20 protein-coding genes, 1 tRNA gene and 1 pseudogene are annotated in these 21,961 nt (G+C 63.0%); 10 read left to right on the top strand and 12 right to left on the bottom strand.

The genetic code is table 11. The annotated features are described in order from the left end of the window. Nucleotides 1-46: 46 nt before the first annotated feature. The 3 genes and pseudogenes from ACGYLO_RS08345 to ACGYLO_RS08355 all read left to right on the top strand — a co-directional run. Nucleotides 47-775, top strand: a pseudogene (locus ACGYLO_RS08345) (potassium channel family protein); the annotation flags it as partial. A gap of 50 nt (nucleotides 776-825) precedes the next feature. After that, on the top strand, nucleotides 826-2,121 hold the full coding sequence (locus tag ACGYLO_RS08350; protein ID WP_271689078.1) for a TrkH family potassium uptake protein: 1,296 nt from the start codon (nucleotides 826-828) through the stop codon (nucleotides 2,119-2,121). A 150-nt stretch (nucleotides 2,122-2,271) separates the two neighbouring features. Beyond that, complete coding sequence (locus ACGYLO_RS08355) at nucleotides 2,272-2,541, top strand: hypothetical protein (protein ID WP_271689079.1); 270 nt, start codon at nucleotides 2,272-2,274, stop codon at nucleotides 2,539-2,541. Nucleotides 2,542-3,015: 474 nt separating this feature from the next. Here the strand turns inward: ACGYLO_RS08355 and hisI are convergent, their stop codons facing one another. Beyond that, nucleotides 3,016-3,489: a phosphoribosyl-AMP cyclohydrolase gene (gene hisI / locus ACGYLO_RS08360; RefSeq protein ID WP_271689080.1), complete on the bottom strand. Its 474-nt coding sequence runs from the start codon at nucleotides 3,487-3,489 to the stop codon at nucleotides 3,016-3,018. Between the two features lie 188 nt (nucleotides 3,490-3,677). Here hisI and ACGYLO_RS08365 point away from each other — a divergent pair, with 188 nt between their 5' ends. The 3 genes from ACGYLO_RS08365 to zigA all read left to right on the top strand — a co-directional run bounded on the left by ACGYLO_RS08365 (nucleotide 3,678) and on the right by zigA (nucleotide 6,168). Next, complete coding sequence (locus ACGYLO_RS08365; protein WP_168613398.1) at nucleotides 3,678-4,166, top strand: phosphoribosyl-AMP cyclohydrolase; 489 nt, start codon at nucleotides 3,678-3,680, stop codon at nucleotides 4,164-4,166. Then, nucleotides 4,163-4,798 (top strand): DUF1826 domain-containing protein, encoded by a 636-nt coding sequence (locus tag ACGYLO_RS08370; RefSeq protein ID WP_271689081.1) that lies wholly within the window; start codon nucleotides 4,163-4,165, stop codon nucleotides 4,796-4,798. The genes ACGYLO_RS08365 and ACGYLO_RS08370 overlap by 4 nt, the downstream gene beginning before the upstream one ends. Nucleotides 4,799-4,947: 149 nt before the next feature. After that, a complete protein-coding gene (zigA, locus tag ACGYLO_RS08375) occupies nucleotides 4,948-6,168 on the top strand; it encodes a zinc metallochaperone GTPase ZigA (RefSeq protein WP_276154633.1) in 1,221 nt (406 codons plus the stop codon). A 42-nt stretch (nucleotides 6,169-6,210) separates the two neighbouring features. Here zigA and ACGYLO_RS08380 read toward each other — a convergent pair whose 3' ends face one another. From ACGYLO_RS08380 to ACGYLO_RS08400, 5 genes are all read right to left on the bottom strand, one after another. Beyond that, nucleotides 6,211-6,450, bottom strand: coding sequence for a hypothetical protein (locus tag ACGYLO_RS08380; protein WP_394376376.1), 240 nt, complete (start codon nucleotides 6,448-6,450; stop codon nucleotides 6,211-6,213). Between the two features lie 306 nt (nucleotides 6,451-6,756). Further along, nucleotides 6,757-6,831, bottom strand: a tRNA-Gln gene (locus ACGYLO_RS08385). Between the two features lie 62 nt (nucleotides 6,832-6,893). Continuing rightward, complete coding sequence (locus ACGYLO_RS08390) at nucleotides 6,894-8,237, bottom strand: mechanosensitive ion channel family protein (protein ID WP_271689084.1); 1,344 nt, start codon at nucleotides 8,235-8,237, stop codon at nucleotides 6,894-6,896. 71 nt (nucleotides 8,238-8,308) lie between these two features. After that, nucleotides 8,309-9,301 (bottom strand): NADPH:quinone reductase, encoded by a 993-nt coding sequence (locus ACGYLO_RS08395; protein WP_271689926.1) that lies wholly within the window; start codon nucleotides 9,299-9,301, stop codon nucleotides 8,309-8,311. A gap of 80 nt (nucleotides 9,302-9,381) precedes the next feature. Continuing rightward, nucleotides 9,382-9,861 (bottom strand): SH3 domain-containing protein, encoded by a 480-nt coding sequence (locus tag ACGYLO_RS08400; RefSeq protein ID WP_271689927.1) that lies wholly within the window; start codon nucleotides 9,859-9,861, stop codon nucleotides 9,382-9,384. Between the two features lie 185 nt (nucleotides 9,862-10,046). Here ACGYLO_RS08400 and ACGYLO_RS08405 point away from each other — a divergent pair, with 185 nt between their 5' ends. From ACGYLO_RS08405 to ACGYLO_RS08420, 4 genes are all read left to right on the top strand, one after another. Beyond that, nucleotides 10,047-11,033: a D-glycerate dehydrogenase gene (locus ACGYLO_RS08405; protein ID WP_067262987.1), complete on the top strand. Its 987-nt coding sequence runs from the start codon at nucleotides 10,047-10,049 to the stop codon at nucleotides 11,031-11,033. A gap of 100 nt (nucleotides 11,034-11,133) precedes the next feature. Next, entirely contained in the window at nucleotides 11,134-12,537 is a 1,404-nt protein-coding gene (locus ACGYLO_RS08410; RefSeq protein ID WP_271689085.1) for an FAD-binding oxidoreductase, read from the top strand. 284 nt (nucleotides 12,538-12,821) lie between these two features. Next, complete coding sequence (locus tag ACGYLO_RS08415) at nucleotides 12,822-15,314, top strand: FAD-dependent oxidoreductase (RefSeq protein WP_271689086.1); 2,493 nt, start codon at nucleotides 12,822-12,824, stop codon at nucleotides 15,312-15,314. Next, the gene (locus ACGYLO_RS08420; RefSeq protein ID WP_271689087.1) at nucleotides 15,311-16,057 is read left to right on the top strand and encodes a hypothetical protein; all 747 of its coding nucleotides are present in this window, start codon (nucleotides 15,311-15,313) and stop codon (nucleotides 16,055-16,057) included. The genes ACGYLO_RS08415 and ACGYLO_RS08420 overlap by 4 nt, the downstream gene beginning before the upstream one ends. Nucleotides 16,058-16,243: 186 nt before the next feature. Here ACGYLO_RS08420 and ACGYLO_RS08425 read toward each other — a convergent pair whose 3' ends face one another. The 6 genes from ACGYLO_RS08425 to ACGYLO_RS08450 all read right to left on the bottom strand — a co-directional run bounded on the left by ACGYLO_RS08425 (nucleotide 16,244) and on the right by ACGYLO_RS08450 (nucleotide 21,926). After that, entirely contained in the window at nucleotides 16,244-17,032 is a 789-nt protein-coding gene (locus ACGYLO_RS08425) for a GH25 family lysozyme (protein ID WP_271689088.1), read from the bottom strand. Next, on the bottom strand, nucleotides 17,029-17,682 hold the full coding sequence (locus tag ACGYLO_RS08430; RefSeq protein ID WP_271689089.1) for a DUF938 domain-containing protein: 654 nt from the start codon (nucleotides 17,680-17,682) through the stop codon (nucleotides 17,029-17,031). Before ACGYLO_RS08430 ends, ACGYLO_RS08425 begins: the two co-directional genes overlap by 4 nt. Then, nucleotides 17,679-18,617: an aldo/keto reductase gene (locus ACGYLO_RS08435; protein WP_271689090.1), complete on the bottom strand. Its 939-nt coding sequence runs from the start codon at nucleotides 18,615-18,617 to the stop codon at nucleotides 17,679-17,681. The genes ACGYLO_RS08430 and ACGYLO_RS08435 overlap by 4 nt, the downstream gene beginning before the upstream one ends. Before the next feature lie 161 nt (nucleotides 18,618-18,778). Further along, the gene (locus ACGYLO_RS08440; protein ID WP_271689091.1) at nucleotides 18,779-19,852 is read right to left on the bottom strand and encodes a BMP family ABC transporter substrate-binding protein; all 1,074 of its coding nucleotides are present in this window, start codon (nucleotides 19,850-19,852) and stop codon (nucleotides 18,779-18,781) included. Between the two features lie 71 nt (nucleotides 19,853-19,923). Then, complete coding sequence (locus tag ACGYLO_RS08445; protein WP_271689092.1) at nucleotides 19,924-20,844, bottom strand: ABC transporter permease; 921 nt, start codon at nucleotides 20,842-20,844, stop codon at nucleotides 19,924-19,926. Then, the gene (locus ACGYLO_RS08450; RefSeq protein WP_209217190.1) at nucleotides 20,844-21,926 is read right to left on the bottom strand and encodes an ABC transporter permease; all 1,083 of its coding nucleotides are present in this window, start codon (nucleotides 21,924-21,926) and stop codon (nucleotides 20,844-20,846) included. The genes ACGYLO_RS08445 and ACGYLO_RS08450 overlap by 1 nt, the downstream gene beginning before the upstream one ends. Nucleotides 21,927-21,961: the final 35 nt, after the last annotated feature.

The following is a 21,961-nucleotide window of genomic DNA, read 5'->3' on the forward strand; positions in this document are numbered from 1 at the left end:
AAGCGCCTTCACCGCGCGCGTAAATGCGAAATCTCGAAACGCCCCTTCGATTGACATCATTCTGCGTTGCGGCAATGTTCCGGGACGGTCAGTTCGGATGGACAGCAACGTGACAAAAATCAAGAAGCGCACCTTCGGTGTCGTTGGTTTAGGCAATTTCGGAAGCTCTGTTGCGAAGGAATTGCAACGTTTCGGCAACCACGTCATTGGCATCGATATATCTGAAGCGCGTGTCGCTAACCTCGCAGATACGCTGTCTCAAGCCATGATTGTGGATGCCCGTGACGATGCAGCGTTGCGTGATGCCGGGTTTGCTGACTGTGATACAGCCGTGGTGGCCATGGGGTCGGACTTAGAGGCCAGCATCCTATCGGCGATGAATCTCAAACTTGTGGGCGTTCAGGTCGTCTGGGCCAAGGCAACCACCAGAACCCACCACAGGATCCTGAAGAAGCTCGGCGTGGACAGAATCGTGCATCCCGAGGTCGAAATCGGCCAGCATATCGCGCAGATCCTGCACAATCCGCTTTTGCGGGACTATGTCAGCCTCGGCAACGGTTACCATGTGGTTAACTTTCGCATCCCCGAGAGCTTAGAGGGCAAGCGGCTAACCGAGTTGCCGCATGGGAAAACCTATAATCTGCGCTGCATCGGTGTCATGCGGGGGAGCGAGTTCATCGGGCAGGATGGAGACGAATGCCAGTTGCAGCGCGATGATCTGCTCTTGTTGTTGGGTCAGCGCAAAGACCTGCACAGCTTTGCGGCCAGCCTCTGATAATGAACCTGTCTTTTCGGTCCCTTCTACGGCGGAAAAAGACCCTGCGAATGCCGCCGCCCGCGCTTTTGTCGCTCTACTATTTGGCCTTTATCGTTCTGGGGGGCATTCTGCTGTGGCTGCCGATTTCGCATCACGGTGATATAGGTTTGGGCGAGGCGCTTTTCACCTCGACCTCTGCGGTGACGGTCACTGGGCTGGTGCTTGCCGATACCGGGGCGGCCTTTACGGGATTTGGGCAAGCGGTCATCGCGGGTCTGATTCAGCTTGGTGGCCTCGGCCTGATGACGTTTGCAGTGCTGTTACTGGGCGCGCTTGGCATCCCTATTGGCATGCCGCAGCGGTTGATCCTGCGCGAGGATCTGAACCAAACATCACTGTCGAACCTGTCTTATATTGCCCGTATGATCCTGATTATCGCGGTTGCTTGCGAGGCGGTGGGGGCAGCGCTCTTGGCCCTGGTCTTTGTGCCTGAGTTCGGCTGGGCCGGGCTGTGGGAGGCGATCTTTCACTCGATTTCAGCCTTTAATAATGCCGGGTTTGCCCTGCATCCCGACAGCCTGTCGAAATGGGTGGGGAACCCGATCATCAATCTGGTGATCCCCGCGCTTTTCATCCTTGGCGGGCTCGGGTTTATCGTCGTGGGCGATGTGTACCGCGCGCGGGATTGGCGCAAACTGACCCTACATTCCAAGCTGATGCTGGTTGGCACGACGCTGCTGATCACTTGGGGCAGTGTCATGTTTGGGCTGCTGGAATGGGGCAACCCTGAAACGCTCGGCTCCTTGAACGTCGTTGAAAAATTTTGGGCGAGTTGGTTTCAGGGCACCACGCCAAGGACCGCCGGTTTCAACACGATCAACACCAGCGGGATGCACGACAGCACGTCCCTGCTGACGATGACGCTGATGCTGGTGGGGGGTGGCAGCACTTCGACGGCGGGCGGGATCAAGGTGACCACGCTCTTTGTCCTGCTGCTTGCCACGATCGCGTTCTTTCGGCGTCAGACGACGCTACATGCCTTCGGGCGGTCCTTGGGGCTGGATGAAGTGATGAAGGTCTTGGCTCTAACCACGATCTCAATGTTGCTGGTGCTGACGGGGGTATTCGTAATGACGATCAACCACGACGGCCAGTTCACCGATATTGCCTTTGAGGTTACATCCGCTTTCGGAACGGTCGGCCTGTCGCGTGGTATCACGGCGGAACTAGATGGTATCGGACGCTTCATCATCATGATGATTATGTTCGTCGGGCGGGTCGGGCCCTTGGCAATCGGGTTCTTCCTCGCCACGCGCAGCGTTCCAAAGGTGAAATATCCGGCGGGGCAGATTTATCTGGGGTGAGAAAGGAATTTGTCGGCCCGCCCCTGCGGCTTTCGGAGCTTCCGTGACAAGGCAAAGGTTCGGTTTCGGCCCGTCTTGACCGATGCTCCGATGTGCTCGCGTGAATGTAATTTCTACGTGTCGGCTATGCCTAATGTAGGGCGTTTGGATATGGATCACATCACAATCGTCGAGCTTGTCGAAAATGTCGCGTGGCTCGCCCTCACCGGGGAACCGAGCAAAGCGCGTGCCACCGGTCCCCGTACCCCAACTCGGCACAGCTACCGAAAAGCCTTTTGCGCGGTCTTTGAGGGCGTCAATATCGATTCCACCGCGGGACAATTTCTCGCCCAAAGCGTCGTAGTCATTTTTCAGGTCTGTGTAGCGCGTCGCGTTCTGGGCCTCGATGATGGTGGTATTGATCATGATTTTCTCCGATGAAAACCGCGCGCCCGGCCCTCTTTTCAAAGCGGGCGCGCAGATTGGACCGTGGGGTGATGTCTTTGCCCTCGCTCAGCGGGTAAAGGCCTGCACGTTGCCAGCGTCGACGTTTACGATTTTGCCGATTGTTCCGAAGCGAAGAAATAAGCCGCTTCCGCGATGTCTTCGGGTAGAACTGAACGTTTGAGCATGGAGCGCTGACGATACATTTCCTCAAGCCTCACGCCGGATATGCTCCGGTTTCGGTAAGGGCGGGATCCCTCGGCATTTCGGCAGGACTGGCTCGGCGAATGTCCAGCTGCGACCTATTGTATTTAAAGTCCTACCGCATGTCCCGTTTCGACACGAAAATGCGGTCAGCGCTGAAAGTCTATCCTCTCAGCCGATCGACCGCGGCGCAGGGGTCGGCATCTAAAGAGCTTCGGCGGCGTCCATTCGCGGGCGCAGCTTCGCCGTCCCCCTCCTAGGACCGGATCAGAGTTGGGTTGGGTTCGGCACGTCGCCGTAGACGGCCATGGGGTCGAATGTCTTGTCATCCTCGACAAAGACCAGCGGCGCGCCGGCATCTACCCCATGCGGGACGCCGCGGTAAAAGCAGGAGCGGTAGCCGACATGGCAGGATGCGCCTGAGCCAGTGACGGCGACACGCAGCCACAGCGCATCCTGATCGTCGTCGATCCGCGCTTCGACCAACTTCTGAACCAGACTGGAGGTCGCGCCCTTGTGCCACAAGACCTGCCGCGCCCGGCTGAAGTAATGCGCCTCTCCGGTCTCTATGGTCAAGCGGAAAGCCTCGGCGTTCATCCAGCCCAGCATCAGGACCTCCCCCGTGGCGGCATCGGTGGTGATGCAGGGCATCAAGCCATCCGGCCCGAACTTGGGTGCAAGATCGGTGCTTTCCTCGACCTGATCCACGGAGCGGCGGGGGTCAAAGTTCAATGCGCGCATCTTGGTCCTTTCAGTTCTCTTGCGGAAAGGTATGTTATATCATTACAAATCGGAACAAAAAGCAGATATCCCACGGAAAGGAGACCCCATGACGGCCGAGGATACACGCGTTCCCGTCACCTTGTTGCCGGGGTTTCTGGGCTCGGGAAAGACGACGCAGACTGACAGACAGGACAGAAGGACACCCCATGCAAATCACCCAAGACGAAATCGATCAGGCACTGAAAACCTGGGGCGAAGGCAAGATCGCCATCTCCAAGGCGTTCGAAGAGGGCGGGATCGAAGCCGCGCGCAAGGTCGCCTCGGCCAATATCGACAGCTACTACGGTTTTGACCTCGGCCCGGTTCTGTTCAAACCAACCATGGCCAGCGGCGCGCAGACCTTCCGCCCGACCAAGGCCGGGGCCCTTGCCTATTTCTGCGGCCATTCCGAGGAATACCCGCTGGACAACGGCTTTGCCATCATGGGCTGGGTCGCCTCCGAAAGCATCACCTCGGCCAGCTTCATCCAAGGCGATATCGCGATGTGGATGGGCTGGGTCTCGCTGACCAACAAGGACGGCTCCGTCACCACGGTCGACAAGAGCTTCGGCTACAAGAAAGACGCGGCCGGCACCCTGCGCATCGTCCTGCACCATTCCTCTTTGCCCTATCAGCCGTCGGAGGCAGGCTCATGATCGTCGACACCACCGCGCCACTGCAACGCTGCACCAGCCCCGCGGGCCTGTCCTCTATCCGTGAGCCCGGCACCGCCGCGACAGTCTGGGAGCGCGCGCCGCTGCCGGGTTTCCAGGCCTGGATCGACGCCCTGCCGCCCAGCCAGCTGCCCCGCGCGCGCGTCATTCTGCGGGCCGAGGCGGTCTGCGACGCGCTGATCGAGATCGCGGATTTTCACAAGATGCCGAAGGGCGCCGAGCGCAACATGCTGATCGAAGACGCCGCGGCGCTGGCGCTGATCTTCGGCGACCTGATGCGCTGCGACCATGTTCAACTCCGTCTCGACGTTGTCGACACCAATGCCTGCAGCAAGTTCCACATCGACGCGGTAACCGCGCGGCTGGTCTGCACCTATCGCGGGACCGGCACGCAATACGGCATCTCCGAAAGGGGCAAGGAGCCCGCCGAGATCCTCACTGTGCCGACAGGCTCTCCGATCTTCCTGCGCGGAACGCGCTGGCCGGAAAGCCCGCCGGTGGGCCTGCTGCACCGCTCGCCTCCGATCGCGGGGACCGGGGAGACGCGTCTGCTGCTAGTGCTGGACCCGGTCACCGACCCCGAGCAGGATGACGACACGATCTATATCCACTGATCGCGGCGACCGTCTGTGAAGTTGCTCTGCAGTGACTTCACGCCACCGTCATTCCTCATCGTCAGCGGACGCCGCAAACCGGGTTGCAGTCAGTCCTTCGCGCACTTAATGTTATGATATAACATGCCACTTGCTAATGGAGACCCCCCATGCCAGCCAGCGATAAGCGCCTGCCTGTCACCGTCCTGTCGGGCTTTCTCGGCGCCGGGAAGACCACGCTTCTTAACGACGTTCTCAACAATCGCGAGGGGCGCCGCGTCGCCGTGATCGTCAACGACATGTCGGAGGTGAACATCGACGCCGATCTCGTGCGCGACGGCGGCGCCGACCTGAGCCAGACCGAGGAAAAGCTTGTCGAGATGACCAACGGCTGCATCTGCTGCACCCTGCGCGACGACCTGCTGGTCGAAGTGCGTCGCCTCGCCGAAGAGGGGCGCTTCGACTACCTGCTGATCGAAAGCACCGGCATATCCGAGCCGCTGCCCGTGGCCGCGACCTTCGATTTCCGCGACGAAAACGGCGAGAGCCTATCAGACGCCGCGCGCCTCGACACGATGGTCACCGTGGTCGATACGGTGAACCTGCTGAACGATTATTCCAGCCATGACTTCCTGCGGGACCGCGGCGAGAGCCTGGGCGATGCGGACGACCGCACGTTGGTCGATCTGCTGGTCGACCAGATCGAATTTGCCGATGTCGTGGTGCTCAACAAGGTCTCCGACGCCGGGCCTGAGAAGCTCGACGCCGCGCGCAAGATCATCACCTCGCTAAATCCCGATGCGCAGATTATCGAAACCGACCAGAGCAAGGTTCCGGCCGACCGTATCATGAGCACCGGCCTGTTCGACTTTGACAAGGCGCATCTGCACCCGATGTGGGCGAAGGAGCTTTACGGCTTTGCCGATCACGTGCCGGAGACCGAGGAATACGGCGTGTCCTCTTTCGTCTACCGGGCGCGGCGTCCGTTCCACCCGCAAAAGATCCATGATGTCCTCACTGGCGATCTACCGGGCGTCATCCGCGCGAAGGGCCATTTCTGGATTGCAACACGTCCGGACTGGCTGGCGGAGTTCTCGCTCGCTGGCGCGCTTAGCAATGTCAAGCCAATGGGCAACTGGTGGGCGACGGTGCCGCGCGAACGCTGGCCCGATCACCCGCAGGCCCGCGCCTATCTCGCGCAGCACTGGCAGGAACCCTACGGCGACCGCCGGCAGGAGTTGGTGTTCATCGGCGCAGGCATGGACAAGACGGCGATTACGGCCGCCCTCAATGCCGCCCTCGTCGGCGACGAGAGCACCTTCGTGCCCCACCAGTGGGAAGATCTGCCAGACCCCTTCCCCGGCTGGCGCCGCGCCCCTGAGGCTGCTTGACGACATCGGCGGAATAATCAGGGCCGGGAGCGTATCCCAGCTCTAAGGCGAGGTGTCGCTCAGCGACGCCTCGCAAGCGCCGACAGCGCAAAGAGGATCGCCACAAGGCAGACGATTGTGGGCCCGGTGGGCGTATCTAGCCGTCAGGCTGCCATCCATACGCTCGACCATCCGCACGCGATGCGCCGATGCCACCCAACGGGTGAGCTCAGCCTTAAAGAAGGCTGAGACTTCTGCCGTGGGCAAGTCGATATGAAGGTCGTTGTCGAGCATTCGGTCCATGTGTGCGGTCAGTTGCACGCATAACCTAGTCGCTGCCGAGTGATCCGTCGTCCGCAAGGAGACCATCACGGGCAAATGATATGTGGAAAACTTCGGGATCCGCCGGCGGACGTAGAAGCGCCCGCGTCTAGTGCAGAGATAGGGGATAGTGACCATGACGACCGCCTTTCGAGTCGGCCATCGCTCCGGACGGTGTGACGGACTACCCGCGCGGTCTGTGCGACCAAACGCCAGTGTAACCTGCTCTTCAGCCCTACGAAGCTGATAAGACCAAGCCTCTGAAAAACTAAATATTTTCGGAAGTGTTGGCTGGGATGGTAGGATTCGAACCTACGGTACACTGTACCAAAAACAGTTGCCTTACCACTTGGCTACATCCCAACACAGGGCGCTAACTAAAGTTCTCTGGCCCCGGGTGCAAGACCCGTTTTAAAGAAATTAGCCTATTCTTCGGCTGCATCAACAGAGAGCAGGTCTTTGCTGGGCAATTCGGCACGTTCCTGCGCGACGATGCGGGTCAATTCCCGCTCGGTTTGGGGCTCGACGGGCTGAACAGCGGCGGGATTCGTGGGCGCGGCTGCCGTTTGCGGCGAATCGACGGGTCCGTCGGAGGGCGATTCGCTTTGAGAGAGCAATTGATAGGCCGGTGGCCCTGCGGTGAGGCCCGCCGCATCGAAAGCTGAGAGGGTTAGGCGAATCGCTTCGCTGCGGGCGGCGACCAGATCGGTGCTTTCTTGATTGATCCAACCGGCGAATTGCATGTTGATCCAGTGATCGGCGACCTCGTCCACCCAAGCGGCGGCTTCGGGGCTGGACAGAACGAAGGGCAAACCGTTCAGCACCTCCAGCGCCAAATCACGGGCGCGGGCCAGATCGGCGTCGCTGGCGACCGAGAGGGTAAAGGTGAACCGCCGCTCGGCGTTGCGTGAATAGTTGATAATCCGGCTTTTAAAAACGGTGGCATTGGGGATGCGCAGGTGGTTGCCGTCAAAGGTCAGCAGGATCGTGGCGCGGCTCGTCAGGCGGATCACCTTGCCGGTGTCGCCGTCGATCTCGACCGTGTCGTTGGGGCGAAAGGGCTGGCGGATCGACAGCATGATGGAGGCGATGAAATTCTCGACCGTGTCGCGCACCGCGAAACCGATGGCGAGGCCGACAATCCCCGCCGCGCCAAGGATGCCCGACAGCAGCGCCGTGGCGCCGAGGATATCCAGCGCCACCACCAGGGCTGCGATGACAAAGGCCAGCCGGATGATTTGGCGGTAAATGTCAGCGATGAACGCGTTGGGGGCGAGCCGATCCCACGGGTTGCGCAGCCGCGCCAGCGCCAGCCCGGCGACGATGATCAGGCCAAAGACGCCAAGCGCCACTAAGGCCAGCGGGAGGAAGGCCACGGCTTGCGCCATCCGGTCGCGAAAACGCGCCACGGCGGGGTTGAGGCGCTCGGCCACATCGGTGCTTTCGCGCACCTCGTTGCGGATCGCCACCACCCCTTCGACACGGCCCGCCAAATCGTTCAGCCGCGCGGCGCTGGCGGTGTCGAGCGTGGTGCCGGTCAGCGTGACGATGCCGGAGGCGACAGAGACGCGGACCTTCTCGAACCCCTCAAGCTCGCGCAGGATGGCGCGGATGCGCTTGGCGATGGCGGCGTCCTCCGTGGCGTCGCCCTCGACGGCGATGGTTCCTTCGGGCTGGTCGCTGGTCTGCGCGAAGGCTGGGGCGAGCGGCAGCGCAAAGGTCAGCAGCAGACACAGGAACAGGCGGGGCAGGGCGGCGGTGAGGCGCATGGGGGAACTCCGTCAGCGGGATGGGCCACCGCCCCCAGGCGACGGGGGCGGCAGCTTGGCCAATTAGCGCGTTACCCCTGACAATCGAGCAGCACCGCCCCGCTGCGCTGTCCGGCCTCGACCAACTCATGGGCGCGGGCGGCCTCAGAAAGCGGCAGGACCGTGTCGACGGGGCAGCGGAGGGCGCCGTCCTCCAGCGCGTGGTGCAACCGGTTGATTGCCTGTTCGCGCGGGCCTGCGGGCAGCAGGTAGATCAGGATGATGTCGATGGTGACCGCTTTGAACAGCAGCGGATAGAAGGGCAGCACCGGCGACATTTCCGCCGCCGAGCCATAGGCGGCGATGCGGCCATTGGGGGCGATGACCTCGGTGTCGGTGGTGATGTTCAGGCCGAACTCCGTCTCGACGATGGTGTCGACCGGCTTGCCGCCATTGGCATCAAGCACGGCGGCGGCGAGATCGGGGTCGGCGTAGTTGAATACGGCATCGGCACCTGCGTCGCGCAGCAGATCGTTGTCGCGGGGGCTACAGGTGGCGATCACCTTGGCCCCGCCCCATTTCGCCAGTTGCACTGCAAGATAGCCCACCGTGCCTGCGCCGCCTTGGATCAGCACCGTTTCCCCGGCCACCCCGCCGCCGCCAAAGACGGCGTGGCAGGCGGTCAGCCCCGGAATGCCAAGCTGCGCACCGACCTCGGACGAGACGCCATCGGGCAGGGGCACGGCTTGATGGGCGGGCAGGGTGATCTGCTGCGCGGCCGTGCCAAAGCCGCGTTGCCACTGGCCGTTCCAGATCCAGACCTTCTGGCCCACGCGGCTCGCATCGACGCCCGCGCCCACGGCGACGATCTCTCCCGCGCCGTCGCTATGGGGGATGACCTGCGGGAAGGGCGGTTTGGTCACGCCGGGGCGGGTGCCCGCGCGGGCCTTCACGTCCGACGGGTTCACGCCCGAATGGCTGAGCGCGACGCAGACCTCTCCGGCTTGCGGGGCGGGGCTGTCGACCTCCGACAGACGCAGCACGTCGGCGGCGGCTCCGAATTGGTCATAGGTGATGGCTTGCATGGCGCTCTCTCCGGCTTGAATTTCGCGGGCAGAGTGGCGCATGCGCCGGGATCATGCAATTGCGGTGGCGAGGGCGGGCGTTACTCGCGCAGCTCCTTGGGGCCAACACCCCAGAGCCGCACCTTGGGCGCCCAGCCTGTAAAGCCGCCCGAGCGCAGCTCGCACCATTCCAGCGTGCATTCGCCCAGACGGGCCACCACGCCGAGTTCCAACCGTGCCACCACGGCGGCTTTGGGGTCGGGATTGATGCGCAGTTGCAGCATGTCCTGTTCGACCAGCACCGTGCGGGTGCCGGACAAAAGCGAGTAGTGGACCCAGCCGCCCATACCGTCGCGGTCTTCGACCCGGCGCCAATGGCCATGTTCGGCGGTGATCCTCAGCGGCAGGTCGCGGCGTTTGTAGACCCAGTCGATCCGGTGTGACAGGGACGGGCCGCGGCGCACGTTGCCTTCGGAGGCTTTCATCGAAACGAAACGGGGCAGGGGCAGGTTCGTGACCTGACCGCGCGCCTCTTCTGCGACGCCGGAGGTCGGCTGTGCCAGAAGCAGCGCGCCCACCATCAGGGCGCTGCGAAAGAAAGCGGTTATCATTGAATTGCCTGCTATGCGGTTCACTGCTGTGGGTCGGTGCTGTGCAAATCTGCGGGTTATTGTTGCTCTTTTTCGGGCGCGAGTTCTTGTGCCTCGTCGCTGCATGAGACACCATGCCCGCGAAACGAGGCGACGCCAAGACCGGGAGAGCAGGCATGTCAAAGAAGCGGTTGAGTGTTGTAGTGACGCGACGGTTGCCAGAGGCCGTGGAAACACGGCTGTCAGAGCTGTTTGACGTGACCCTGCGCGAAGATGACAGGCCCATGACCCGCGAGGAATTGGGCGCGGCGATGCGTCAGGCCGATGTGCTGGTGCCCACGATCACAGATGAGATCGACGCGCCGCTGATCACGCAGGCGGGCGAGCGGTTGAAGCTGATCGCCAACTACGGGGCCGGGGTCGATCACATTGATGTGGCCACCGCGCGCCAGCGCGGCGTGCTGGTGTCGAACACCCCCGGCGTGCTGACCGACGATACCGCCGATATGACCATGGCGCTGATCCTCGCCGTGACCCGCCGCATGCCCGAGGGCATGGCGGTGATGCAATCGGGCAATTGGGACGGCTGGGCGCCTACGGCACTCTTGGGGGGCCGCGTTGGCGGGCGCCGGCTGGGCATTTTGGGCATGGGCCGGATCGGTCAGGCCGTGGCGCGCCGGGCGCGGGCCTTTGGCATGCAGGTGCATTACCACAACCGCAAACGCCTGCGCGAAGAGATCGAGGGCGAGCTAGAGGCCACCTATTGGGAGAGCCTTGATCAGATGGTCAGCCGGATGGACGTGATCAGCATCAACTGCCCCCATACCCCCAGCACCTTCCATCTGATGAACGCCCGCCGCTTGGGCCTGATGAAGCCCGACGCGGTGATCGTGAACACCTCGCGCGGGGAGGTGATCGACGAGAACGCGCTGACGCGGATGCTGCGATCTGGCGATATCAAGGGCGCGGGGCTGGACGTCTATGAACATGGTCGTGAGATCAATCCGCGCCTGCGCGAGCTAAAGAACGTCGTGCTGCTGCCGCATATGGGCTCCGCCACATTGGAAGGGCGGATTGAGATGGGCGAGAAAGTCCTGATCAATATCAAGACCTTCGATGATGGCCACCGCCCGCCGGATCAGGTCGTGCCCTCCATGCTTTGACCCACGGACGGCTGCGGCAACGTGGGCCTTTCGGATGATTAATTTACAAAGATGCCGCCGCAGGATTTTGCGGCGTGAGGATGCTATTGGGAGATAAAACGTGACGAAAATCGCAGATTTGCCGCGAAATGAGGTGGGGATCACCGCCGCGCTGGACGAGTTGCAACAAGCCTTCGGGGACAATCTGCTGACCGGCCAAGCCATTCGCGAACAGCACGGCCACACCACCACATGGATCGACACGCAGGCGCCTGATGCGGTGGTCATGGCGCGCTCGACCGAAGAGGTGGCGCAGGCGGTGCGTATCTGCGCCGCCCATCGGCTGCCGGTGATCCCCTTCGGCACGGGCACTTCGCTTGAGGGGCATGTGAACGCCCCGGCGGGCGGGGTTTGCATAGATGTCATGCAGATGGACCGCGTGCTTGAGGTCAATGCCGGCGATCTGGACTGCCGGGTGCAGCCCGGCGTGACCCGCGAGGCGCTCAACACCCATCTGCGCGATCAGGGGCTGTTCTTTCCGATCGACCCCGGCGCCAATGCGTCGCTCGGGGGGATGACCGCGACGCGGGCCAGCGGTACCAATGCGGTGCGCTATGGCACGATGAAGGACAACGTCCTGAGCCTTGAGGTGGTTCTGGCCGATGGCCGGGTGATCCGCACCGGCGGGCGGGCGCGGAAATCTTCCGCGGGCTATGATTTGACGCGGCTTTTCGTGGGCTCGGAAGGGACGCTGGGGATCATCACCGAGATCACCCTGCGCCTGCAAGGCATCCCCGAGGCGATGTCCTCGGCCCGCTGTTCCTTCCCGACGGTACAGGCCGCCTGCGAGACCGTGATGGCGGTCATCCAATACGGCCTGCCGGTGGCGCGGATCGAGCTTTTGGACGCCGATGTGGTGAAGGCTGTGAACGCCTATTCCAAGCTGACCCTGCCCGAAACGCCGCTTTTGCTGCTGGAATTCCACGGCTCCGAAGCGGGCGTGGTGGAACAGGCCGAGACCTTTGGCATGCTCTCGGAAGAGTTCGGCGGCAGCGGCTATGCCGCGACGACGACCCCCGAAGAGCGCAGCAAGCTATGGCAGGCCCGCCATGACGGCTATTGGGCGGTGCTGGCGCTGAGACCGGGCTGCAAGGCGGTGGCCACGGATGTCTGCGTGCCGATCTCGCGCCTCGCCGATGCCGTGGTGGCGGCCCAAGCGCGGGCGGAAGAGTTGCAGTTGATCGCCCCCATCGTGGGCCATGCAGGGGACGGGAATTTCCATGCGTCCTTGTTGATCGACATGGACGACCCCGAGGAAGTCGCACGCGGCGAGGCTTTCGTCAGCTGGTTGGCGGAACTGGCGATTTCGATGGACGGGACCTGCACCGGCGAACATGGGATCGGGCAGGGCAAGCGGCCCTATCTGCGCAAGGAATTGGGGGCTGCGGTGGATGTGATGGCGACCCTAAAGGCGGCGCTGGATCCGCAGAATATTATGAACCCGGGGAAGATTTTGCCGGGGTGAGTTGGGTGTTTTTCCCTGATGTTGTGCGGCGGGAGGGGTCGTGCAGGGTATTTGGGAAAGGATGAAGGTGGAGGGGCGGTGTGGTCTGCCTTGATGTAGTGCGGCAGGAGAGGTGGTGCAGGGTATTTGAGAAAGGATGAAGGTGAGGGGGCCCGCTGGGGCTGAGGTGGCGCTTTGGGGGAGCGGGTGAGGTCGGTTTTTGGCGATGTTGGGTCGGCTGCTGCCTGCGGGGCGTGGTGCTGCTGCGTACAACGGGAGTGGGCCTAGCGCAGGGGGATTGGCAGATGAAAACGCAAGTCAAAGCATTGGTTGTCGGGGGCGGCGCGGTTGGCACGTCGATTGCCTATCATCTGGCGAAGGCCGGTTGGGATGATGTGATGCTCTTGGAGCGGGACGAGTTGACCTCTGGCTCGACTTGGCATGCGGCGGGGCTTTTGCCTTTGTTCAACATGTCTTATGCGACGACTCATATTCATCAGTATTCGGTCGAGTTTTATAAGAGGCTGGAGGCGGAGACGGGGTTGAACGCGGGCTTTGCCGTGGTGGGCAATCTGCGTATGGCCCAGACGGATGCGCGGATGGATGAGTATATGCTCTATGCTTCCACCGCCGAGACCTGTGGTGTGCCCTATCAATGGCTTACCCCCGATGAGATCAAGGCGAAGTGGCCGCTGATCGAGACATCGGATTTGAAGGGGGCGCTTTATCATCAGACTGATGGCTATATTAACCCCGCCGATGTGACCATGGCGATGGCCAAGGGCGCGCGGCAGCGTGGTGTGGCGATCGAGCGCAAGTGGCAGGCGGATGGGTTCCATTGGAATGGAACGCATTGGGAAGTGACCTGCACCAAGATGGTCGAGAAGGGCGGCAACCTTGTGCCGTCGGACGAGCAGATCGTCATTACGGCGGAACATGTGGTGACTGCGAGCGGCAACCATGCGCAGCGCACGGCGCGGATGCTGGGCATCAAGATGCCAGCGGTTCCCGTGGAACATCAGTTCATCGTCATGGACCGCGATCCGGCCTTGGTCGATTACCGGGCGGCGGGGCATGGGGAACATCCGGTGATCCGCGATGCCGATGCGCAGAGCTATGTGCGCGAAGAGCGTGGTGGCTGGATCCTTGGGGTTTATGAGAAGGGCGCGCCGGCGCGGTTTGAATATGGGGTGCCAGACAGTTTCCGGGCCGATCTGTTTCAGCTCGATCTTGAGCGGATCGAAGAGCAATATATGGCGATGAACCACCGCATCCCCTCGGCCGAGGATTGCGGGCTGAAGGATGATTTCAACGGGCCGATTTGCTATACGCCCGATGGCAACCCCTTGGTGGGGCCAGCGCCGGGGCTGCGGAATATGTGGCTGGCGGAAGGGTTTTCCTTTGGGATCACGGCGGCGGGCGGCACCGGCTATTATCTGGCGCAGATGATGGTGGAGGGCGAGTCCGAGATCGATATGGCGAGCCTTGATCCCAAACGCTACGGCGATTGGATGACCACGGAATATGCCGCGCGCAAGAATGAGGAAGCCTACGACCACGTTTATATCCTGCACCATCCTGACGAGGAGCGGCCCGCGTGCCGTCCGCTGCGCACCTCGCCCGCCTATGACCGGCAGGCGGCGCGGGGGGCGCAGTTCGGGCAGGTGAATGGCTGGGAGCGGCCGAATTATTTTGCGCCCGAGGGGTTTAGCGATCACGACAGCCGCTCGTTCCGGCGCGGGGGCTGGTGGCAATATGCGGTCGATGAGGCGCGGGCGATCCGTGAGGGGGTCGGGCTGATCGATGCTACGGCCTTTACCAAACATCTGGTCCGCGGGCCGGGGGCGACGGCGTTTCTGAATTGGTTCACCTGCAACAAGCTGCCTTCGGTGGGGCGGATCAACCTGACCTATGCCTTGACCGGGGCGGGGACGACGCGGACGGAATATACCATCGTGCGTTTGGCGCAGGACGAATATTACCTCGTCTCGGCGGGGGCATGGACGGCCTATGACAGCGATTATCTGCGCAAGGCGATTGCCGATAAGATGCCTGAGGTCGGCTACGTGGAATGTCATGACGTGACCACGCAGTGGGGTGTTTTCGCGATTGCCGGGCCGAAGTCGCGTGATGTGCTGGGCGCTTTGGTGCGGGATGCGGAGCCGGAGACGGTGCTCAGCAACAAGCGGTTTCCGTGGCTCACCATGCGCGACATCGAGTTGGGCATGGTGCCGGTGCGCGCGATCCGGGTGGCCTATACCGGGGAGCTTGGCTGGGAGTTGCATCACCCGATCGAGATGCAGAACCATCTGTTCGACCAGTTGGAGAAGGCAGGCACGCCGCATGGGATGAAGCTGGTCGGCGCGCGGGCGCAGAACTGGCTGAGGCAGGAGAAGAGCTATCGCGCCTTTGGGCATGAGTTGGGCCGGGATGCGACGCCTTTGGAAGCGGATTTGCCGCGCTTCGTGGACCTGAACAAAGAGTTTCACGGGAAGCAGGCGATGGTCGATCACGGCATCCGCGCGAAATGCGTGACCGTGCTGATCGACGGGCCAGAGGATGCCGACCCTTGGGGCCGCGAGGTGCTTTACAATGGCGAGAGCCGGACCGGGCGGCTGACCTCGGGGGGCTATTCCGTGGCCTTCGGCAAGAGCATCGGCATGGGCTATGTCAAACCCGAGGATGCGGTGGTAGGCACGAGGCTGAAGGTAAAGATGCTTGATCAACTGTGGGAGGCCGAGGTGGTCGAAGACAGCCCCTATGATCCTAAGAACCAGCGCATCCGGGCGGACGGTTGATCCGGCGCGGGCTGCTGGCACTCTTTTGCGTATTGGCGCTGACGGCGGCGCTGCTGCGCGACAATCCCGTGGTCGGCGCGGCGCAGGGCTATGCCGCGGATGTGGCGACCACGGCGGCGGCCTCTTATGTCACGCTGCGCACGTTGAATGCCTTTCTCTCCACCGCGCAGGAGATCGAGGTGGGGCTGTCCTTCATCGCCTCCGGCTCGGCGCGGCCTTTAAAGGTGTTGGAGCCGATTGACGACACGGTGGAGCGGATCGCGGGGCTGGTTTTCGGTGTCATGGTGGCCACGGGGGTGATCGCCGTGGCGCTTGGTCCGGTGAGTGCGATTGGGCTGGGGCTGTTGTCTGTCGCACTGGCAGTTTGGACCTTGAGCAAGCGCGGTCATGCGGGGCTGCCCCGGCGGTTGGCATGGTATGGCGGGTTTTTGGGGCTGGCGCTTCCGCTTGCCTTGGTTGTGTCTGAGCCGCTGGCGGGGGCGCTCACCGAAGGGGTCTATCTGCGGAACATGGAGGTGATCGAGGAGATCACCGCCCATGTCGGCGGCAGCGAGGCTTTGGGTGAGGAAGAACCGGGTTTGACGGAGTATCGGCAGCTTGCCAGCAACCTTTGGAGCCGCGCGGATGAGTTGATCGGCGCGCTGTTGGCGGTGCTGGGGGTACATATATTTCGGATATTCTTGTTGCCGCTTTTGTTGGTGGGCGGGCTGTTCGTTGTGGCGCGGTATTATGCGCGGGGGTGAAGGCTGGCGTGGCGTCTGGGGTGGACGTTGTGCAGAGGTATTTGGGAAAGGATGAAGCGGGCGGGGTGGCGTTTTCGTTGGAGGCGTTTGGTTTGGGAGTAACCGATCGCGTCGCCTTTGCGGCGGGGTGGCGCAGAGGTATTTGAGAAAGGATGAAGGAGGGGGAAGGGCGCCCTCCCGTTGGCTTTAGCGCAGGGCGCGGGTGGCGACCCAGTTTTGCCAGTCGGCGCGGCTGCCTGAGAAGGCGTTGAGGTCCACGTCGCCGCCGATGCCGGGGACAATGCCCGTAGCGCTGTATTGCCAGAAGCGCCATGTTTGGCCGGGGTAGGCTTCGGCTGGGGTTTTGGCGGTGGTGCGCAGCCAGAAGTCGTATCCCCGGAAGCGGCCAAGGTCGTTCTCACGGTAGAATTTGGGTGTGGTGTAGATGATCGGGCGTTGGCCGTAATGGGCCTCGACCACGCGCAGCCAGCGGCGCATTTGATCGCGGACGTCGGCGGCGGGCGGGCGGACATGGGCGCAGGTGGGGGAGAAGGGGTTCCATTCCATATCAAGCACCGGGGGCAGCATGCCGCCTGTCTTGGGCACGTTGCGGATGAACCAGCGGGCCTGATCCTCGGGAGGGGTGCAGAAATAGTAGAAATGATAGGCGCCGCGTTTCACGGCGGCTTGGCCCGCGCCTTGCCAGTGGCTGTCGAAGTTGATGTCTTTGAGGTCGCCGCCTTCGGTGGCCTTGATGAAGGCGAAGTTCACCCCGGCGCGTCGGGCGGTGTTCCAGTCGATATCGTTTTGGAAACGGGCCACGTCGATGCCGTGCACGGGGTAGGCGGCGGGGGTGCGGCCTTTGAAACTCACCGGGTCGCTGTCGCCGAAGGCGGCGGGAAAGAGCACGCCGGGCGCGGCCGAGGGCGGGCTGTCGGGGTTGCCGCAGGCGGCGAGGGCGAGGAGCGAGAGGATCAGCGCGCGGCGGAGGATCATGGGCTGGGCTTTCTGGCGATGAAGGCGAGATTGTTGGCGGGCATGTCCACTTCGTCGATCGGGCTGAGGGCTGCATCGCTGAGCCAGCGGGCCATCTCGGTATTGTCTTTATAGCCAATCGCGGGGTCGGCGGCGCGCAGTTGGGCGTCAAAGCGGGTATCGCCGGGGGAGGTGGTTTGGCCGTCGCGCTTGAACGGGCCGTAGAGGATCAGCGTGCCGCCGGGGGCGAGGGCTGCGGCGGCCTCATCGATCAGGCACCGGGTGGCGGGGGGCGAGATCAGATGCAGCAAATTGGCCAGCATGATCAGGTCGAAGGGGCCGTGGTCGCCCGCCCAGCCGGGCGCGGTCGCGTCGAGCGGCAGGGCGGGGGCGATATTGGGCGAAGCGGCCTCGGCTGCATAGGCGTTAATGCTGGCGCGGCGGGCGGTGTCGATGTCGCTGGGTTGCCATCTAAGGCCCGGCAGGCGTTTGGCGAAGCCCACGACATGTTGGCCGGTGCCGCTGGCGATTTCCAGCGCACGGCCCCGGGGCGGGGCGTGGGTGGCCAGCAGGTCGCAAAGCGCGTCGAGATTGCGCGCGGCGGCAGGGGCGAAGAGGCGGTCGCCGCCTGCGTCTTCGGCGACGCTGGCGTTGGGGGGCAGGCGGCTCATGCCTGCTCTTCCAGCCGGTCGGTGGCCGGGGGCGGTGTGGGCGACAGGGCCGAGATGGCAGCGTAGGTCTGCGGCGTCATCAGGTAGGTCAGCGCGGCGAGCGACGGCTCTAGTTGGGCCAAGGAGCGGGCCGAGATGATCGGCGTCGGCTTCGTGGGATGGGCCGCTGCCCAAGCCACGGCGAGTGTTGCGGGATGGGTGCCGAGATCCCGCGCGAGGGCGGCAAGACCGGCAGCGGCGCCGTGCATCCCCTCTTGCCCGTAGCGGGCGGCATAGCGGTCATCCTCGCTGAGGCGGCCAGTGCCGCCCTCAGCGTATTTCCCGGTCAACAGCCCACCGCCCAGCGGGGAGTAGGGGGCGACCAATATGTCGAGGTCATGGGCCATCGGCAGGATCTCGACCTCGGCCTGACGTTTGACGAGGTTGTACATTGGTTGGATCACCGCGATCTCAAGCCCGAAGTCGGCGGCGATATGGGCGGCTTTTACGACCTGCCATGCGGCGAAGTTCGACAGGCCCACTTGGCGGATATGGCCCTGTTGTTGCAGGTCGGCCAGCGCGGCGAAGCTTTCGGTCAGCGGGGTGCCGGGATCGAAGCGGTGGAGGTAGAGCACATCGAGCGTATCAAGCTGCATCCGCTGGCGGGATGTCTCGGCAGAGGCGAGGATATTGGCCCGGCCCGCGCCCCCGGTATAGGCGGCTTTGGTGGCGACGATCAGGCTTTCGCGGCGGTCTTGGACGAACTGGCCCAACAGCCGCTCTGACGCCCCGTCGGTATAGACATGGGCCGTGTCGAAATGGGTGATCCCGGCCTCGATACAGGCGTCGAACATCGCGCGGGAGGCTGCCGCATCGGCGCGCCCGCCGAACTGCATGGTGCCGAAGGCGAGGCGGCTGGCGGGGGTGCCATCAAGGCTGGTGAGCATCTGTATCATGCCAGATTGGTGGCATGTGCGCTGCCCGCGCGCAATGGGTTTACGCAGGGGCAGGCGGCGGCGCGCTTGGGGACCGCACGCATGGGGCCCCGACCGGGGCGGCGACGAAAAAGGGGCGCGCGGTTGACCGTGCGCCCCTGTTGTCGGTCAGCCGGTTCGGCTTACTCAGGAATGGTGCCTTCGATGCCTTCGACATAGAAGTTCATGCCCGCCAGCGTGCCGTCATCTGCGGTCTCGCCTTCGGCCAGCCATGCGGAACCGTCCTGTTTGTTGATCGGACCGGTGAAGGGGTGGTACTCGCCCGATGCAATTTTCTCTTTCAGTTCCAGCGCTTCGGCTTTCACATCTGCGGGTACGGCGTCGGTGATCTCACCAATGCCGACCATGCCCGGCCCGATGCCGTCCCATGTGTCTTGGCTTTCCCATGTGCCGTCCATGACCGCTTTGACGCGGTCGATGTAATAGGGCGCCCAGTTGTCGATGATCGAGGACACGCGCGGCTTGGGTGCATATTGCGCCATGTCGGAGGCTTGGCCAAAGGTGATCACGTTGCCCGCTTCCTGCGCAGCGGCCTGCGGCGCGGTGGAATCGGTGTGTTGCAGCACCACGTCGGCGCCCTGTTCGATCAGCACCTTGGCGGCGTCGGCTTCTTTGGCCGGGTCAAACCACGTGTAGGCCCAGACGATTTTGAACTGAACGTCGGGGTTTACCTTCTTGGCGTGGATATAGGCGGAGTTGATGCCGCGGATCACTTCCGGGATCGGGAAGGAGCCGATGTAGCCGATGATGTTGCTCTCAGTCATGGAGCCCGCGATGTGGCCCTGAATGGCGCGGCCTTCGTAGAAACGCGCGGAATAGGTCGAGACGTTGTCGGCGCGTTTGTAGCCGGTGGCGTGCTCGAATTTCACATCGGGGAATTTCTTGGCCACGTTGATGGTGGGGTCCATGTAGCCAAAGGAGGTGGTGAAGATCAGATCGGCACCGTCGAGCGCCATCTGCGTCATCACACGTTCGGAATCGGGGCCCTCGGCCACGCTTTCAACGAAGACGGTTTCGACCTTGTCGCCGAACTCTTCTTCGACGGCCAAACGGCCTTCGTTATGCTCATAGGTCCAGCCGCCGTCGCCCACGGGGCCGACAAAGACAAAGCCGACCTTGGTCTTGTCTTGGGCCACAGCGCCCGAAGCAAGGCCGAGCGCAAGGGCCGCGCTGGTCATAAGGGTGGTTAGTTTCATGAGGTTTCCCCTGTTTGCGTGCCCCTTTGCCGGGGCTTGATGTGCGGGCGATGCCGCGTGACGTGGTGCCCCTAGTTCGAGGCGTGGAAGGTACGGCCCAGCGAGGCCGGCGCGGCGCTTTTGTCCGCCGACAGCACCACCAGAACGATGATGGTGATGATATACGGCGACATTGCCAGATACTCTACCGGAATGGCAACGCCCGCGCCTTGCAAGTTCAACTGCAACTGGGTGATGCCGCCGAAAAGATAGGCACCCAAAAGCGCGCGCCATGGCTTCCAAGAGGCGAAGACGACAAGGGCAAGGGCGATCCAGCCGATGCCGGCGGTCATGCCTTCGGTCCATTGCGGCACGCGAATGAGGCTGATGTAAGCCCCGCCCAGGCCCGCGCAGGCGCCGCCAAAGAGGATTGCCGCAGTGCGGATGCGCTTGACCTTGTAGCCGAGCGCATGGGCTGCGTCGTGGCTCTCTCCTACAGCGCGCAGGATCAGGCCCGCGCGGGTGAATTTCAGCACCGCCCAGACCCCGGCAACCAGCGCGATGCCGAGGTAGAGGATGATGTCATGGGTGAAGAGGATTGGCCCGATCACGGGGATATCGACCAGCGGGCCGAAGTCGATGTCACCCAGCCGCGGCGGCTTGATCCCGACGTAGCTCTGCCCGATCAGGGCCGAGAGGCCGAGGCCGAAGAGCGTGAGCGACAGGCCCGAGGCGACCTGATTGGCCAGTGCCACTTGGGTTAGGAAGGCGAAGAGCAGGCTGAGCACGGCACCGCCCGCGGCGGCGGCGGCGAAGCCCAAAAGCGGCGATCCGGTCTCGACCGCCGTGGCAAAGCCGCAGATCGCGCCGGTGATCATCATGCCTTCGACGCCGAGGTTTAGCACGCCGGATTTCTCGACCACGAGTTCTCCGATGGCGGCGAAGATCAGCGGCGTCGCGGCCACGAGGAAACCTGCGACGAACAAAAGCGGGTTGATTGCGGAAAGATCCATCAGGCAGCCTCCGCCGCGCCAAAGCGCAGCCGGTAATGAGTGAAAACGTCCAGCGCGAGCAGGAAGAACAGGAGCATGCCTTGGAACACCTGAATGGCGGCGGCGGGCAGGCCGAGGTTGGACTGCGCGATGTCCCCGCCGATATAGGTCAGCGCCATCAGCGCCCCGGCGAGCAGAATGCCGATCGGGTGCAACCGGCCAAGGAAGGCCACGATGATCGCCGTAAAGCCATAGCCCACGTTAAAGTCGATGGTGACCTGACCCGAGGGGCCAGCGACCTCGAACATGCCCGCAAGACCGGCGAGCAGGCCAGAGGTGCCGAGGCAAAACAGCACCAGCCGCGCCGGGTTCACGCCGGAAAAGCGCGCCGCGCGGGGGGCCTCCCCGGTGACGCGGATGGCAAAGCCCAGACGGTGCCGTGCGAGCAGGACATAGGCAAAGATCACCGCGATCAGTGCTGCGACCACGCCCCAATGCATGCCAGAGCCTGCGAAGAGTTCGGCGTTATGGGCCGAGGCGTATTGTTGCAGGTTGCGCGAGCCGGGAAAGCCGTAGCCTTCGGGATTTTTCAGCAATCCGAGTGACATGGAGGCAAGGAACTGTTCCGCCACATAGACCAGCATCAGCGAGACGAGGATTTCATTGGTGCCAAACCGCACCTTGAGAAGGGCCGGGATCATCGCCCAGAGCCATCCGCCGAGCGCCCCGGCGAGGACCATCAGCGGGAAGATATACCAGGCCTCAAGCGGGTAGAAAGCCAGCCCCACGCCCGCGCCAAAGAGGGCGCCCATGATATACTGCCCCTCGGCCCCGATGTTCCAGATGCCCGCCTTGAACCCAAGGCTGAGGCCGATGGCGATCAGCACCAAGGGTGCGCCTTTGATTAGCAGTTGCGGGCGGTAGTAAAAGGCGTAATCGCCAAACAGGGGCTGCCAAAAGATCGTTTGCAGCGCCTCGATCGGGTCTTTGCCCAAGGCCGCGAACAGCAGCCCGCCGAAGATGAATGTCGCCAGCACCGCCATGATCGGTGTCGACAGCGAGAGGGCCCGGCTGGGCTGCGGACGCTTTTCAAGGCGGATCACAGATCACCCCCAATGGTCAGAGTGAAAGATGAGAG

Origin of the sequence: Sulfitobacter sp. 1A13353, from assembly GCF_043557255.1 — a bacterium.
In the GTDB taxonomy this organism is placed as follows: domain Bacteria; phylum Pseudomonadota; class Alphaproteobacteria; order Rhodobacterales; family Rhodobacteraceae; genus Sulfitobacter; species Sulfitobacter faviae.

What these genes read in the sequence shown, in the direction of transcription:
- ACGYLO_RS08350 (WP_271689078.1), top strand. Translation starts at nt 826, where the DNA reads ATGCCGCCGCCCGCGCTTTTGTCGCTCTACTATTTGGCCTTTATCGTT.
- ACGYLO_RS08355 (WP_271689079.1), top strand. Translation starts at nt 2,272, where the DNA reads ATGGATCACATCACAATCGTCGAGCTTGTCGAAAATGTCGCGTGGCTC.
- hisI (WP_271689080.1), bottom strand. Translation starts at nt 3,489, where the DNA reads ATGCGCGCATTGAACTTTGACCCCCGCCGCTCCGTGGATCAGGTCGAG.
- ACGYLO_RS08365 (WP_168613398.1), top strand. Translation starts at nt 3,678, where the DNA reads ATGCAAATCACCCAAGACGAAATCGATCAGGCACTGAAAACCTGGGGC.
- ACGYLO_RS08370 (WP_271689081.1), top strand. Translation starts at nt 4,163, where the DNA reads ATGATCGTCGACACCACCGCGCCACTGCAACGCTGCACCAGCCCCGCG.
- zigA (WP_276154633.1), top strand. Translation starts at nt 4,948, where the DNA reads ATGCCAGCCAGCGATAAGCGCCTGCCTGTCACCGTCCTGTCGGGCTTT.
- ACGYLO_RS08380 (WP_394376376.1), bottom strand. Translation starts at nt 6,450, where the DNA reads ATGGACCGAATGCTCGACAACGACCTTCATATCGACTTGCCCACGGCA.
- ACGYLO_RS08390 (WP_271689084.1), bottom strand. Translation starts at nt 8,237, where the DNA reads ATGCGCCTCACCGCCGCCCTGCCCCGCCTGTTCCTGTGTCTGCTGCTG.
- ACGYLO_RS08395 (WP_271689926.1), bottom strand. Translation starts at nt 9,301, where the DNA reads ATGCAAGCCATCACCTATGACCAATTCGGAGCCGCCGCCGACGTGCTG.
- ACGYLO_RS08400 (WP_271689927.1), bottom strand. Translation starts at nt 9,861, where the DNA reads ATGGTGGGCGCGCTGCTTCTGGCACAGCCGACCTCCGGCGTCGCAGAA.
- ACGYLO_RS08405 (WP_067262987.1), top strand. Translation starts at nt 10,047, where the DNA reads ATGTCAAAGAAGCGGTTGAGTGTTGTAGTGACGCGACGGTTGCCAGAG.
- ACGYLO_RS08415 (WP_271689086.1), top strand. Translation starts at nt 12,822, where the DNA reads ATGAAAACGCAAGTCAAAGCATTGGTTGTCGGGGGCGGCGCGGTTGGC.
- ACGYLO_RS08425 (WP_271689088.1), bottom strand. Translation starts at nt 17,032, where the DNA reads ATGATCCTCCGCCGCGCGCTGATCCTCTCGCTCCTCGCCCTCGCCGCC.
- ACGYLO_RS08430 (WP_271689089.1), bottom strand. Translation starts at nt 17,682, where the DNA reads ATGAGCCGCCTGCCCCCCAACGCCAGCGTCGCCGAAGACGCAGGCGGC.
- ACGYLO_RS08435 (WP_271689090.1), bottom strand. Translation starts at nt 18,617, where the DNA reads ATGATACAGATGCTCACCAGCCTTGATGGCACCCCCGCCAGCCGCCTC.
- ACGYLO_RS08440 (WP_271689091.1), bottom strand. Translation starts at nt 19,852, where the DNA reads ATGAAACTAACCACCCTTATGACCAGCGCGGCCCTTGCGCTCGGCCTT.
- ACGYLO_RS08445 (WP_271689092.1), bottom strand. Translation starts at nt 20,844, where the DNA reads ATGGATCTTTCCGCAATCAACCCGCTTTTGTTCGTCGCAGGTTTCCTC.